This is a genomic window from Polynucleobacter sp. AP-RePozz3-80-G7 (genome assembly GCF_018882145.1).
In the GTDB taxonomy this organism is placed as follows: Bacteria; Pseudomonadota; Gammaproteobacteria; order Burkholderiales; family Burkholderiaceae; genus Polynucleobacter.
In genome coordinates, this window is record NZ_JACVPC010000001.1 from 531,430 (window position 1) to 545,502 (window position 14,073).

Annotated in this window: 15 protein-coding genes; 13 read left to right on the top strand and 2 right to left on the bottom strand. The window is 42.6% G+C overall.

Annotation, left to right across the window (positions count from 1 at the left end):
- Nucleotides 1-41 precede the first annotated feature (41 nt).
- From folE to ICE90_RS02955, 5 genes are all read left to right on the top strand, one after another.
- Complete coding sequence (gene folE, locus ICE90_RS02935; RefSeq protein ID WP_255533275.1) at nucleotides 42-827, top strand: GTP cyclohydrolase I; 786 nt, start codon at nucleotides 42-44, stop codon at nucleotides 825-827.
- Nucleotides 828-831: 4 nt separating this feature from the next.
- Nucleotides 832-1,770 carry a hypothetical protein gene (locus ICE90_RS02940; RefSeq protein WP_216190794.1) on the top strand — a complete coding sequence of 313 codons (939 nt, stop codon included), beginning with the start codon at nucleotides 832-834 and terminating at the stop codon, nucleotides 1,768-1,770.
- An 11-nt stretch (nucleotides 1,771-1,781) separates the two neighbouring features.
- Complete coding sequence (locus tag ICE90_RS02945; RefSeq protein WP_216190795.1) at nucleotides 1,782-1,994, top strand: hypothetical protein; 213 nt, start codon at nucleotides 1,782-1,784, stop codon at nucleotides 1,992-1,994.
- A gap of 184 nt (nucleotides 1,995-2,178) precedes the next feature.
- Nucleotides 2,179-2,487 carry a high-potential iron-sulfur protein gene (locus ICE90_RS02950; RefSeq protein WP_215321486.1) on the top strand — a complete coding sequence of 103 codons (309 nt, stop codon included), beginning with the start codon at nucleotides 2,179-2,181 and terminating at the stop codon, nucleotides 2,485-2,487.
- A gap of 184 nt (nucleotides 2,488-2,671) precedes the next feature.
- Nucleotides 2,672-3,187, top strand: coding sequence for an HPP family protein (locus ICE90_RS02955; RefSeq protein WP_255533276.1), 516 nt, complete (start codon nucleotides 2,672-2,674; stop codon nucleotides 3,185-3,187).
- Nucleotides 3,188-3,265: 78 nt separating this feature from the next.
- On the opposite strand, the gene ICE90_RS02960 is transcribed toward ICE90_RS02955, so the two are convergent.
- A complete protein-coding gene (locus ICE90_RS02960) occupies nucleotides 3,266-3,412 on the bottom strand; it encodes a hypothetical protein (RefSeq protein WP_216190797.1) in 147 nt (48 codons plus the stop codon).
- Between the two features lie 150 nt (nucleotides 3,413-3,562).
- Between ICE90_RS02960 and ICE90_RS02965 the strand changes: the two genes are divergently transcribed.
- From ICE90_RS02965 to ICE90_RS02990, 6 genes are all read left to right on the top strand, one after another.
- Nucleotides 3,563-5,047 (top strand): mannose-1-phosphate guanylyltransferase/mannose-6-phosphate isomerase, encoded by a 1,485-nt coding sequence (locus ICE90_RS02965; RefSeq protein WP_216190798.1) that lies wholly within the window; start codon nucleotides 3,563-3,565, stop codon nucleotides 5,045-5,047.
- 65 nt (nucleotides 5,048-5,112) lie between these two features.
- Nucleotides 5,113-6,243 carry a GDP-mannose 4,6-dehydratase gene (gene gmd, locus ICE90_RS02970; RefSeq protein ID WP_215362649.1) on the top strand — a complete coding sequence of 377 codons (1,131 nt, stop codon included), beginning with the start codon at nucleotides 5,113-5,115 and terminating at the stop codon, nucleotides 6,241-6,243.
- Between the two features lie 15 nt (nucleotides 6,244-6,258).
- On the top strand, nucleotides 6,259-7,227 hold the full coding sequence (locus ICE90_RS02975; protein ID WP_216190800.1) for a GDP-L-fucose synthase: 969 nt from the start codon (nucleotides 6,259-6,261) through the stop codon (nucleotides 7,225-7,227).
- Nucleotides 7,224-8,105, top strand: a complete 882-nt coding sequence (locus ICE90_RS02980; protein WP_216190802.1) for a DUF6492 family protein — start codon at nucleotides 7,224-7,226, stop codon at nucleotides 8,103-8,105. The genes ICE90_RS02975 and ICE90_RS02980 overlap by 4 nt, the downstream gene beginning before the upstream one ends.
- Nucleotides 8,106-8,119: 14 nt before the next feature.
- Nucleotides 8,120-9,952: a glycosyltransferase family 47 protein gene (locus ICE90_RS02985; RefSeq protein ID WP_216190804.1), complete on the top strand. Its 1,833-nt coding sequence runs from the start codon at nucleotides 8,120-8,122 to the stop codon at nucleotides 9,950-9,952.
- Nucleotides 9,953-10,158: 206 nt separating this feature from the next.
- Complete coding sequence (locus tag ICE90_RS02990) at nucleotides 10,159-10,707, top strand: hypothetical protein (RefSeq protein ID WP_216190806.1); 549 nt, start codon at nucleotides 10,159-10,161, stop codon at nucleotides 10,705-10,707.
- Here ICE90_RS02990 and ICE90_RS02995 read toward each other — a convergent pair.
- Complete coding sequence (locus ICE90_RS02995) at nucleotides 10,704-11,765, bottom strand: glycosyltransferase 61 family protein (protein ID WP_216190808.1); 1,062 nt, start codon at nucleotides 11,763-11,765, stop codon at nucleotides 10,704-10,706. The genes ICE90_RS02990 and ICE90_RS02995 overlap by 4 nt on opposite strands.
- Before the next feature lie 111 nt (nucleotides 11,766-11,876).
- Between ICE90_RS02995 and ICE90_RS03000 the strand changes: the two genes are divergently transcribed.
- Both ICE90_RS03000 and ICE90_RS03005 read left to right on the top strand, forming a co-directional pair.
- Complete coding sequence (locus ICE90_RS03000; RefSeq protein ID WP_216190810.1) at nucleotides 11,877-12,524, top strand: class I SAM-dependent methyltransferase; 648 nt, start codon at nucleotides 11,877-11,879, stop codon at nucleotides 12,522-12,524.
- Nucleotides 12,525-12,585: 61 nt separating this feature from the next.
- Nucleotides 12,586-14,040, top strand: coding sequence for a hypothetical protein (locus ICE90_RS03005; protein WP_216190812.1), 1,455 nt, complete (start codon nucleotides 12,586-12,588; stop codon nucleotides 14,038-14,040).
- The last annotated feature ends 33 nt before the right edge of the window (nucleotides 14,041-14,073 follow it).

Below are 14,073 nucleotides of genomic sequence, written 5' to 3' on the forward strand. Positions count from 1 at the left end.
ACCCTGTTCGATAGCCGCTATTTTTCCCCTAGAAAGTTTTTATGCCAACCCCTAAGAAAACTATTCAGAAAATGCCTGCAAAAAAAATAGTGAGCAAACTTCCTATTAAAAAATCTACCGTTAAATCAAGGGATGCTACAAAAGAAGAGGGTGGTTTACCTTTATCGGTAGTCATTCGTCGTCGTATCGAAGCCCAAAAGGCTCGCTTTCATGCGAATGACAATATCTCAGCATTTATTAAGCCAGGTGAATTAGAAGGTTTGGTAGATGAGGTAGCGGAGAAAATGCAGGCTGTTTTAGAAAGCCTCGTCATCGATACTGAAAATGATCACAACACTCAAAACACGAGTCGTCGTGTAGCAAAGATGTATGTGCAGGAGGTGTTTAATGGGCGTTATGTTGATCAGCCCACTTTAACCAAGTTCCCCAATGTGAGCCGCTTAAATGAGCTCATGATTATTGGCCCCATTACCGTTCGTAGTGCTTGCTCTCATCATCTATGCCCAATCATGGGCCGTATTTGGATCGGTGTTCTACCTAGTAAGGAGTCTGCTCTGATTGGCCTTTCTAAGTACTCACGCTTGACCGAATGGGTCATGTGTCGCCCACAAATTCAGGAAGAAGCTGTTGTAGAGCTGGCAGATATGCTTGAGAAGAAGATTAGGCCAATTGGTGTGGCAGTAGTGATGGATGCGGATCACTTTTGTATGCAATGGCGCGGTGTCAAGGATCGTGATTCGAAAATGATCAACAGCGTGATGCGTGGAGCCTTCTTAAAAGACTCTAATTTACGTAGAGAGTTCTTAGCCTTGATTGACCGTAAGTAGGGCAATGAAAAAGCTTCTTATTCTGACTGTTTTGTTGATGGCGGGCTGCACTGCAGGACCGATGCTGCAGAGTTACCAATCTGTTGCCGATGAAAAAGTGGAATCTCCATTCTTCTACGTTCCACCCTTAAATCAAAAAGATTACACAGACCGCACTTGGATTTTGCTTGCAGAATCTAAAACCAAGAACTGGTTTTACGATCCCTATACCTTGACGGAAGATGAGGATGGTCTTCTTACTTACGATGCATTTATTGCACCAAGAGAAAAAAGTAATTTAGCAACTTATAACGCCACTATGGTTGGCCCGTTCCGCCAAAAAATCGATTGCTTTAGTAACAATCAGTGGTCAGAAACTTTTTATACCCAGAATATTGTCTCGAAGGGACCTCTGGTCGGCGATATCAAGCCCGTGAATGGCTCTGGCTGGGTAAAGATTGCCCCAAGAACTGCAATGGCTTATGTGCGCTCCCGTCTTTGCGGTAGAAAGTTCATTGACGACCAAAATATCAATTACTTCCTTTATCAAGAGGGCGCACTACCAGCGCCAACACCCCAAAAACCGACTGCTGAGATCTTTGATGAAAAAGAAAATAAGCAACTGGTGATTGCTAAGCAAGATGCAGACCGAGAGTTGGTGAATGCTCAATCTCCAATCTTTTATGAAGTTATTAATAACGAAGTGACGATTGTTGATACCAAAAAAGAGGTTCGCCAGCTACGACTGAGTTCTTATACATTGGGTAAGGATTTAATCAAGCAGGCGGAGTACAGTTTTACTGCTAATTGCCAGGAAAATTCTTTCACCTTAACTACCCAAGGTCAGGGCACAAAATCTAGCGGTGTGATTGGCGCAAAAGATTCAATCGCAGCAGTTGCGTTCAATAGAGCGTGTGGTGATCATGGGGCATATATGAAGTTAGTTAATAAGGGTAGAAATTGATTACAAATATCATGCGGCTCAGCTTACGAATTTCGCTGCTCGTATTTGTATTGAGTGTTGCTGCTTGCTCAACATTCCCTTCTGAAAACCAAAATCCCGCTAAAAATAACAAAGCGACTTACAACAGAGATCTCAAGGAATGCCAAGAGGATTACCCCGAAGTGGGTTCGGGGGTTCACATCCGTCAATGGATTAATTGCATGAAGCTTAAGGGCTGGAATTAATTGACGTTTTTAGTAGGAGATTTTATGAGAACAATTCTCATCTATATTTCTATATAAATCATTGACTTACGCCATGAGTGGCAGCAGCAAATCTTCTCCACTATGATCTCCCTTAGTTTTCAAAGGTGCGCATGCTTTTGAGATGCGCGTGCAAGTTAATCACTGATTTATTTTTGGAGAATCCATGAAAAATAGTCGTCGCCAATTTATGATTTTGTCTGCTGCTGGTGCCTGTACTTTGGCATTGAACGGTAAAGTTCAAGCTCAAGCAATGGTTGCAGAAACTGATCCACAAGCCGCTGCATTGGGCTATAAGGCTGATGCCTCTAAAGTGGATAAAGCAAAGTACGCTAAGTACGCTGCTGGTCAACAGTGCAGCAGCTGTGCATTGTTCCAAGGTAAAGCTGACGCAGCTGCAGGTCCTTGCTCATTGTTTGCTGGTAAGCAAGTTGCTGCTAAAGGCTGGTGCTCTGCTTACGCTAAGAAAGCGTAAGCAGAAACAAGCAGTTTTAATCAATTGTATTGATGCTCTGGTGTAATTAAGGGCAACGGAAGGCCACCCTAGGGTGGCTTTTTATATTCCTGCAGTCAATTGCTGATTAAAAAAATGGGGGGTGTATCCTTTTGGTAAAAACCATCCTAGGAGATTTCCTCTGAAAGACCACATCAAAAAGAATTTGCAACGCTACACTTTTTATTTGGGTGGCGACCAGCCTCCCGTAGCCATGGTGGAGCGAGTGCGCTCTGGTTTTGGGGCCTTTATTGGGCTTATGTTGGTGCTTACTACCGCCAAGTATCTTGGAGAGCTTGGGGGTGTTGATGAATGGCTAATGGCTTCATTGGGGGCTAGCGCCTTATTGGTCTTTGTCTTGCCAGGCAGCCCAATGGCTCAGCCTTGGGCCGTCATCGCCGGCAATACCTTGTCGGCCTTAGTTGGCATTTGCATTGCCCATCTAGTGGGGGAGCCTCTGATAGCTATGCCTTTAGCGGCCAGCCTTTCTATTTTGGGAATGTTTTTTCTGAGGTGTTTGCATCCTCCAGCGGCCGCAGTGTCTTTAATTGTGGTGCTGGGCCATGTTTTGCACTTCCGCTATGCTTTTTTCCCGGTAATGGTCGATTCGATTCTGTTGGTGCTGGCCGGAGCGGCTTATAGCAATCTCACGGGTAAGCGCTATCCCAATAGACCCGGCTAAGGTCGCGGTGACCAGGATTTTCAAGAGCGAGGGGCAATAAAAAAGGGGCAAGAGCCCCTTTTTAAACTGCAGGAAGATCTATTGGATACGTCCAGCTGCTATGGAGGCCTTGCAGTCCTTAATGCCATAGTTTTGGTATTTACCCGCATTTTCTTTGCGAATAGATTGACCACACTCTGTTAGTGAGTTGCGAAGGTTAATCTTCGGAATATTGCCTGTTGTCATTTTGACTCCTTATTTATAGTTTTTAATGCTGGCGCGTAATAGCGTCTTCTATTGTGCGCCTGAATAATTTTAATAAATAATTGGCACTTTGTAGGTAGCTAAAGCCTATAAAATGAATCTTATTCAAATAAAAAGGCTTTCGATAGACAAATGGCTTTAGTTATCCCAGTCATCCTTTGCGGTGGGTCAGGCACCAGACTTTGGCCTTTATCGCGCTCGGGGTTCCCTAAGCAGTTTTTAGTTTTATCGGGCGATGGCTCTTCTCAGAGCTTATTTCAGCAAGCAGTAGAGCGAATTAACTCCGTTGGCAATGACAGCAGCAGCAAGATCAAATTAGGTGACACCCTGGTGGTCACGAATGAAGATCATCGATTCTTAGTTTTGGATCAATTGCGCGAACTGCAGTTGATCAAAGCCAAATTAATACTAGAGCCCGTCGGAAGAAATACAGCACCTGCTTTAAGTATGGCGGCACTCTGTGCAGAGCAATTATCTAACGGTGAAGATCCCATCTTGATTATTACGCCTGCAGATCAAACCATTCAAAATCAGAAGGCTTTTACTAAAGCCTTGCAAGATTGCATTCAGTCAGTAGAAGCTACACCAAACTCAATTGCTATTTTGGGCATTACTCCAACCGCGCCAGAAACTGGCTATGGCTATATTCAGCGTGCAGAGAGCAAAGATTTAAATAATGCTTACGGGGTTAAGCGTTTCGTGGAGAAGCCTGATAGCAAGACTGCGCAGGCCTATTTAGCTGAGGGCTCCTATCTATGGAATAGCGGCATGTTTGTTTTAAAGGCGAGCACTTGGTTGGCTGCTTTAACAGAATTTAGACCTGATATTAGCGAGGCATCACAAAATGCTTGGCAGACAAAATCAGAAGATGCTTCTGGTGGTGTAGGCTTCATTCGTCCCGGCAAAGAAGAATTTAAAGCGATTCCAAGCGAGTCTATTGACTATGCCGTGATTGAGAAATGCCCTCAGTCGAACTTTCCTATCAAAATGGTTGAGCTCGATGCCGGCTGGAATGATCTAGGTGCATGGGATGCAGTCTGGCAAGTGGGTCAGCAAGATCAAGATGGCAATGTGACCAGCGGCGATACATTGATTGCGAATTCTAAAAACTCATTGGTGCATGCTAGCAGTAGATTAGTCAGTGTTGTTGGTGTGGAAAATCTGGTGATTGTCGAGACAGCTGATGCAGTATTAATTGCTGACAGAAAAAATAGCCAAGATGTTAAAAGTATTGTGACGCAGTTAGAGTCTCAAGGTAGAGAAGAAAAGAATCTACACCGTAAAGTAGCAAGACCATGGGGCTGGTATGACAGTGTTGATGAAGGTGAGCGCTTTAAAGTAAAACGCATTCAGGTAAAGCCAGGAGCCAGCCTTTCGTTACAAATGCATCACCACCGTGCAGAGCATTGGATCGTGGTGAAGGGCACCGCTGAAATTACCAATGGTGATCAAGTCATTACCCTGACTGAAAATCAAAGTACCTACATCCCGCAAGGGCAAACGCATCGATTAGCCAATCCTGGCGAAACACCTTTAGAAATTATTGAGGTGCAGTCTGGTAGCTATCTGGGCGAAGATGACATCGTGCGCTTTGAAGATACCTATGGGCGTAATTAAAATTCTATTAGAAACTACAAGTAAAATTGCGATTCTAAGATAAACGGCAAAAAAGCGAGAAGAGCATGGGTGCATCACAAAAAGTAGCCTTAATCACAGGCATCACGGGCCAAGATGGTTCTTATCTAGCAGAGTTTCTATTAGAAAAAGGCTACATCGTTCACGGCATTAAGCGTCGCGCCTCTTCTTTTAATACCGAACGTATTGATCATATCTATCAAGATCCTCACATCAATCACCCAGATTTAATTCTTCACTATGGTGATTTAACCGACACCAGCAATCTGGTGCGTATCATTCAAGAGTGTCAGCCTGATGAGATTTATAACCTGGGCGCTCAATCTCACGTTGCCGTTTCTTTTGAGTCCCCCGAATACACTGCTGATGTGGATGCCATGGGTCCACTTAGAATGCTTGAGGCTATACGTATTCTCGGTCTAGAAAAGAAAACCCGTTTTTATCAGGCCTCTACTTCTGAGCTCTATGGTTTGGTACAAGAGATTCCGCAAAAAGAAACAACACCGTTCTATCCAAGAAGCCCATATGCAGTTGCCAAGATGTATGCCTACTGGATTACCGTGAACTATCGTGAGGCTTACGGCATATATGCGTGTAACGGCATCTTGTTTAATCATGAATCAAAACGCCGTGGTGAAACGTTTGTGACTCGTAAGGTGACTCGCGGCCTTGCCAATATTGCTCAAGGTCTTGAGAAGTGTTTATATATGGGCAATATTGATGCCCTGCGTGACTGGGGTCATGCTAAAGACTATGTTCGTATGCAATGGTTGATGCTTCAGCAAGATAAGCCAGAGGACTTTGTGATTGCTACTGGGGTGCAATTCACTGTTCGTGAATTTATTACCCGTAGCGCTAAACAATTAGGCATTACTCTCAAGTTCGAGGGCAAAGCTGAGAACGAAAAGGCGATTGTGGCTAGCATTGAAGGCGATAAAGCCCCAGCCTTAAAAGTGGGCGATGTCATTGTTCAAATCGACCCACGCTATTACCGTCCTACCGAAGTAGAAACACTCTTAGGCGATCCTACTAAGGCAAAAACAAAACTCGGTTGGGTGCCAGAAATTACCCTCGATCAAATGATCGTAGAAATGGTGGCTAATGATTTAGATCAAGCCAAGCAACATGCCCTGCTGAGTAAGCATGGTTACTCAGTTGCTGTAGGTAAAGAGAATTAAAAAGAAGATTAATACATGCCAACAGATTTAAAGCAAAAGATTTATGTGGCTGGGCATCGTGGCATGGTGGGTTCTGCCATCGTCCGTAATCTGCAAGCTAAGGGCTATACCAATATAGTCACCAGAACACATGCTGAACTTGATCTAACTAATCAAGCTGCAGTACAGGCCTTCTTTAAAGAAGAGAAACCTGATCAAGTGTATTTAGCTGCTGCAAAGGTTGGCGGTATTCATGCAAACAATACCTTTCCAGCAGAATTTATTTATCAAAACCTCATGATGGAGGCAAATGTCATTCATCAAGCCTTTGTCAGCGGTGTAAAAAGGCTGCTTTTCTTGGGTTCAAGTTGTATCTATCCTAAATTAGCACCGCAACCGATGAGTGAAGATGCTCTTCTCACTGGTAAGTTAGAACCAACGAATGAGCCCTATGCCATTGCCAAAATTGCTGGTATCAAGATGTGTGAGAGTTATAACCGTCAATATGGCGATAGCAATGGAATTGATTACCGCTCAGTGATGCCCACTAATTTATATGGACCAGGCGATAACTATCATCCTGAAAATAGCCATGTCATTCCTGCACTGATTAGGCGATTTCATGAAGCTAAAGTAGGTAATGCTCCTGAAGTTGTGATCTGGGGAACGGGAACCCCGAGACGCGAGTTTCTTTATGTTGATGATATGGCAGCTGCATCAGTATTTGTGATGGATCTGGATAAGGCGACCTACGATAGCCAAATAGAATCAATGCAAAACCATATCAATGTGGGTTTTGGTAGCGATGTGACTATTGCAGAATTGGCAAAAGCAGTTGGAGATGCAGTAGGTTACGAAGGAAAGATTAACTTTGATATAACAAAGCCTGACGGGTCGCCTAGGAAGTGGATGGATTCTTCCCGGCTAAATAATTTAGGTTGGAAGGCTAAGGTAGATTTGACGCAAGGTTTGCAAGAAGCTTATCAAGAGTTTTTATCGCGGTGAATTCGACTTCAGTCATTATTGATCAAGTTATTTGTGTCTGCTGTAAAAGGGATGCGCAGGCCTGGGAGATTGCATCTTCTTACATTGTTCGCAACCTAAAGGCCAGGCATTACAAGGTTTATGTTCCCGATGCTGATCTTGAGTTATTCCAAGAAATTTCTGCAAAACCTTTTCAGGTCATTGGTGAGTCAATTTACACATCGCAATTTGCCGCCGAAATAAAACGGCGACTCGATGTAAAAATTGCATCGCAATTTGGCTGGTACTTACAGCAGTTTATTAAGCTATCAGCGGTCAATGATTGCTTGCCAGATGAGATTGTCTTAATATGGGATGCTGATACTATTCCCTTAAAACCCCTCAGTTTTATCGACCACCAAGGGCGCTTGATTTACTACAAGGGGGCTGAATATCATCACCCTTATTTTGAGACAGTGATGCGTCTATTGCACTTAAGCAAAAAAATTAGATTCTCATTTATTGCGCAGTGCTTTGTTCTAAAAGCGGCTTGGTTACAAGAGTGTTTTCGTGAAATCGAATTGAGGCACGGCATGCCTTGGGTTCCAGCCTTGCTAAATAGCATAAGGTTTGATGAGGGCAATAGCTTTTCTGAATATGAAACTATAGGAACCTTTATATCTCATCGACATAGCTCAGAAATTGTATATACCGATAGAAAATGGTTGCGTTTGGGAAATTCTGCAATTGGACACCCCGCATTCTTGGGCCCCAATATTATTGCCGACCAATTGAATGATTATGACTATGCTAGTTTTGAGAAGTGGGATAAGGCTAAGCCTTACTTTTTAAAGGTTTCGTTGCCTTATTTCTTTAGGGTTTACTTGCCTTCATTGTTCAAATCCAAAAACCAAAGATAAACTCCTATTTAGCCATGCAGAAAAAATGCGCCTCCATTATTTTTGTCCATTCGGGTGAGAGTCCACCTCCAGAATATTTAACAAATGCCCTTGTGATTGCAGCAAAAGTTGCGCCACAATCCCAGGTTTATGCCTTGGTTAATAAATCTCATGTTGGAGATTTGGAGCGAGCTCTGCAGGCTGATCTTGGAGATTCCGATAATCCGCTACGAAATATTAAGTTTGTGGCAATTGAGGATATTCCGCAAAGCGATATAACTAAGCATTTTGCCAAAAATGCTGCCCTAGATCGTAGCTTTAGGAATGGATTCTGGTTTTCTGCCTCATACCGCTTCTTTGTGCTGGCTGACTTTATTCACTTCAAGGGGCTGGAGAACTGCATTCATCTTGAAAATGATGTTGTCTTGTATTTTGACCCTAGTGAAAAGCTAGAGCAATTTATCAGCTTTGCTACGTTTGCGGTGCCGGTCGATAGAGTGAGGGCGATTCCCGGGATTGTTTGGCTAAAAGATGCATCGATTGCATCTGAGCTGGTTCAATTTATTGCGGATCGTTTGGATGCAAATGATATGGATTCCTTGGGTGCGTTTGCCATGCGAAGGGATCTAGGGGCTAAGCCGCTCCCTACAATACCTTTGGAATATGCCAAGTCTAAAGACTTGGACCTTGATAGATACTGTCAGGGCATAGATGTATTTGGCGGCATTTTTGATGGTGCGGCAATTGGTCAATATGTTGGTGGCGTTCACTGGATGAATGACCCATCTGATACACGATTTTTTGAAAATGAAAGCAGCGACTTTCATTTAAGAGACTGCCGTTTTTCATGGGAGTATGAGCGGTTTTATAGATCTCCATTCATTAGTTTCGATGGTGTATGCACCAAAGTACTAGCTCTGCATGCACACTCTAAGGATTTGTTGGGGGTATCTCCCTTTAACTCAGGGGTTCCGAGCAATATTAAGTCGATGTTAACGGGGGAAAGAATTCAGGCGTTGGCTGATCTGACGATTAGCTCTGCTGGAGTTACTGCTTTTCATGGGCGAGAAAAGATTCAGACGCCAACGGTTTTAGAAATTACCGAAAAAGAAGAAAAGAAGTGGTTTAAGAAAAAATGCTTTGAGCTTCCACCTAATTTGGATTTTTTAAAGGCCTGTCAGGGCGCAAAGGTTATTTTTGTTTATACCCATTTGCTAGCTTATTTTAAAAGTTTTGTTGCCCCACGACTGCATGAACCATTTGTATTGCTAACGCATAATTCAGACCATGGTGTAGGTCTAGCGGATTTGGATTTATTAAATCACCCATCCTTGGTGGCATGGTATGCGCAAAATTGTGAAACCAGTCATACAAAGTTACATGCTTTGCCAATTGGTTTAGCGAATAGCCAGTGGGGGCCAACACGAGTTTCTGAGGTCTTTGATGCTGGGCATGTGTATCAAAAAACAAAAAACCTTTACGTTAACTTTAGTGCGAGCACTCACTCTGCGCGTCAATCAATTATTGACGTTGTCTCAAATGTCCCGGATGTCACCATGGGAGCGTCAGTGGGTTTTGAACAATACATTACTCAAGTAGCCGAACATCGTTTTTGCTTATGCCCCAGGGGTAATGGTATTGATACTCATCGTTTTTGGGAGGCTCAGTATGTTGATACGATTCCCGTCTTGCTCAAGCAAGATTGGACTTCGGCTTACTCCAATTTACCGGTTTTGCTTGTAGATGCTTGGGAAGATCTTTTGCGGTTAAATTGGGAAGAAGACTATATTCGAAGATCTACTAGCAACTTTGACCGAAAAACACTAACCCTTGAGTATTATCGTCAGCAATTGCTTGCCAATATATGAAAATAAAATTCCGTCACTCTAATTTTCGAAGAGCCCTTAAGAATTTATTTATATCTGTCAGGAATAATTTAGTAGTGATCGAGCCCAATCTTGGTCTAGGCGATAGTATTGTTTGCTTGGCTTTGGTGCGTGAGTTATCCAGAAAAAATCCTAGAAAAAAATATTATTATTGTTGCCTTCATTATTGCTACCATTCGGTGGCATGGATGTTTCAAGATTTAAGTAATGTTTATGTTGTGCCCATTAATGATGGTCGAGAGGCGAGGCAATTATCTGGTTTTTTGAGGGCTCGCTACTTACCCATTGGAGTGATAGGAGTTGATCTCCAGCGCTTCGATGCTTATTTTTATGAGCAACACCATGTTGCATTTGAAAAACGTTGGCTAGATTGTGCGGTATCGCCGGGACCCCAATCAGAGGCGCTCTATGAAAGGCTTAATCCTAATCATGAGCCCTACCTTTTGGTATGTAATCAAGAGTCTACAAAAATATTTCATGATTTGAAAATTTCTAATCCAGAAAATAAACTCATTATTTGGGTTCATCCTGCGACAAACAACATCTTTGATTGGGTTAAGCTGGCTTTGCTAGCCGATGAGATTCACTCTATAGACACCTCATTTGTACATTTTTTAGAGGGCTTATTTCAGCAAGAAGGCTCCAAGCAGTACATGAAGCCTTTTTATTACCATCTAGCGCGTAAGAGTAATACGGAGTTTACTCGCCGCCTTCCTTGGCAGGTGATCCAGTATTAAAGTAAGTTCCTTATATCACCTAAGTCGACAATAATTTGGCTTGAGAAATGATGGTGACTAGGCAAGCCAGTGGTTTTGCATTCAATATATTTTGTTAGGTAGGCTTTGAAGGCATTATAAATGCCACCGCCAGCAAACTCTTCTTGACTTAGTTGATCCCAACCTTTTGAAGAGAGTATGTAAAAAGGTTTATTTCTAGCAATTAAAATATTATGAGTAATCGAGCCATTTTCAGAGACGACGAGATCGGCCTCCCGAAGAGTCGTTAGACATTGCTCGAATGTTATCTGATCTGGCCTGCAGATATAAAATCCTTCGCCCTTTACAAATTCAATGACCTCATCAATATTTGCAATGCGCTCTGAACGCCCACTTGTTAAAAACACTTTTTTAAATGAAGTATTGTCAGCAGGTAAGGATGCTTTGGTTTCGCCAAAGATTTGCGTGCAAAGCGATAGGTTTTGCCACGAACTCATTCTGGGAAATTGGCAGGCATTTGTAAAAATAAGATTATTTTCAAGAGCAAGTTTGGAATCGATCTTTTGCAAGCGTTCGGGATTGCCGTATTTGGTGATCACATGATCAAAAGAGTTTGGGGCTATATAAAATAATTTTCTCTTGGATGGTAGTTTTGCTTTTGATAGGGCGATGATGGCACCTAGGCAATCTCCTGAAAAATGACCAAAATGGGTGGTGTAGTAGGGTAGAAGTACGGCGGGTTCGTCTACCGTGATGCATGGCTTATTCCGTTGATGCTTCACATTCCCCCTCATATCCTTGAGGAATGAAGCTGTATTGTGAAATCCCATACTATCTTCAAGCGCAACCGTAGCAATCGAGGGGTTTGTTAGATCTGTGCTATCGCCAAAGTTAAAAGAGCGAAGCTCTACCCGCTTACCAGCATCGGCAATTTGTAGATTTAGTAAATCAAAAATAGCTACTGGTATGTAGGTGGTGCGGCATTCTGCTAGCCCAGTGATCGATTCTTTGAATTGAAATACCCCTAGGCGCTTTTTTAGTCCGGTAAGTAAATTCTGAAAGGCGGATTCGGTATTCATGATGTACTTAAAAATGTATGGAGCAAGATTAATTTAGTTGCCAAACTCAGCATCACGGCAAAGGCGGGGTAATATAAGATAATAGTAACAAAGCCATGCGCACCTTAAATCATGCCTAAAGAAGTCGACCCTCATTACCAGTATTCTCCCAATCTCAGATCAGAGGTAAGCGCATTTTTGCCAACTAACTATCAAAAGGTTTTAGAGGTGGGCTGTAGCTATGGCACATTTCGAAAGAATCTCGAACAAGCTAATGAATACTGGGGTATTGAACCTAATGTAGTAGTTGCCAATGAGGCTTCCCAACACTTGGATAAGGTGCTCTCGGGGTTGTTCGAGGAGGTTTTAGATCAACTTCCTGATGCATATTTTGATCTGGTCATTTGCAATGATGTTATTGAACATATGGCTGATCCCGACCAATTTTTGGAGCTAATAAAACTAAAGATGTGTCCTGGCGCTTCTTTGGTTGGGTCTATACCAAACGTAAGGCATATCTCTAATTTAAAAGGGTTGCTTATTCAAAAGGATTGGCAGTATGAAGATGCCGGAATTCTAGATAGAACGCATTTGAAATTCTTTACCCAAAAGAGTTTGAAAAATCTCTTTTTAAGGCATGGTTTTAGGATCGACAAAATATCGGGTATCAACGATATTTCATCAAGGGCATTTTTCCCAAGAGTATTTGCAAGGCTGCTTTATCTCATCCTTGGTGATGACATTCGCTATGTTCAGATTGGCTTTAGGGTAAATCCATAACCCTTCACTTCCCATCTATTTCTATGGTCTATAAAAATCTTTCTCGATTAATCATTTAACTATGAGTAATCAATCCTTGATCCAACAGCCCCGCATAATTCCTTCATTCATTATTTGGGTGCAGGTGTTGATGTTTGCGATCTTGTATGCGGTTTGGGCATTACCTGAAACTATTTTGATACGACATATTTGTTTGATTGTTGGAGCGCTCCTAGGGGCTTACGAGATTTACCAATATCGAGCAGTGCTTTTTACTAAATACGCATTACCAATTTGGCTTGTTCTGGGGCTATTTGCGTGGGCTAGCTTTCATCTATTATTTTTGAGTCATGATTTTGCTCTGCAGCTTGAGGAATACACCAGCATTTGGAAACGTACTGCCTTAGGAGCTATATTTGCTCTAGGCCTGGGTCTTGCATTAAGTGGCCAAGACCCTAAAAAACAAAGCATCTATTGGCCTGTTTTTTATTTTGGACTATTGGCTCCAACCCTAATTTATATTCTGAAATATTGCTTGACTCACCATGGATCAAACTGGGGAATCAATGCACCAGATTATCTAAGGTTGCATTACGGCTCACTTCCCTTCTACGTTCCTAAAACTGCCTATGTATGTTTTTGTTTGCCCACCTTGGCTGTGGCACTTGGGCAGCTCAAGCGCAACATTGGCAGTCATATATGGCTTAGCTGGGATAACGTCATATATGGAGTGACTATCCCAGCGGTGTTCTTTGTGTTCTATGGTGAGAATATTAAGAATGGAGTGATATACGGAGCCTTTCTGATGTTGGTCTTTTCAACCCAGGTATTTTTGGTTGACTTTAAAAAGCATTGGATTCAAAAGACGCTTCTTGCCGCCATTCTATTGATTGCTGGGGCAGGATTTATAGTCAATCACATTCAAAAGAATACATCATGGCAAACTTTTGCTGTAGACGCAAAAATCGCGATCGATACTGATCGTTACGATCACTGGAAATTTAATGGTGCCAAAGGCTATCCCAATAATGAGTTTGGCGCGATGGTGTCAATTACTAATTACGAACGCATTGCTTGGGGCAAGGAAGGCCTTTTGTTATTAACTCAAAATCCCCTGGGATTTGGTTTGATTGAGCGCTCTTTTGGGCATTTAGCTAAAAAGGTCTGGCCCGAGTCCCTTTTGCATCAAAGCCACAGCGGCTGGCTTGATCTGGCCTTGGGAATCGGTATCCCTGGAATTGCTCTGGTTTTGGGGTCACTGGCACTAGCCATGAAGCAGTTATACCGACTTGATTTACCAGAAAATATCCCAAAATCAGCCCTTAATGGGGCTCAAAGTCCTTTTAAAGCCCCTTGGCTATCCTGTTGCTGGTGGATTTTGTTAGCTAGCCTGGTAATGTGGTGTACCACCGAGATTAGCCAAAAAGTCTTTCTTGACAGCCTGATTTTCTGGGTTGCTTTAGCTTCAAGTTTGGCCGCTGGCACGCGCTTTAGGCGCCTAAATCTTAGTCACTTGAGGGTGGGAGGTCGCAATTAGATGAGTCTACTTTTTATAATGAGATAATGGAAA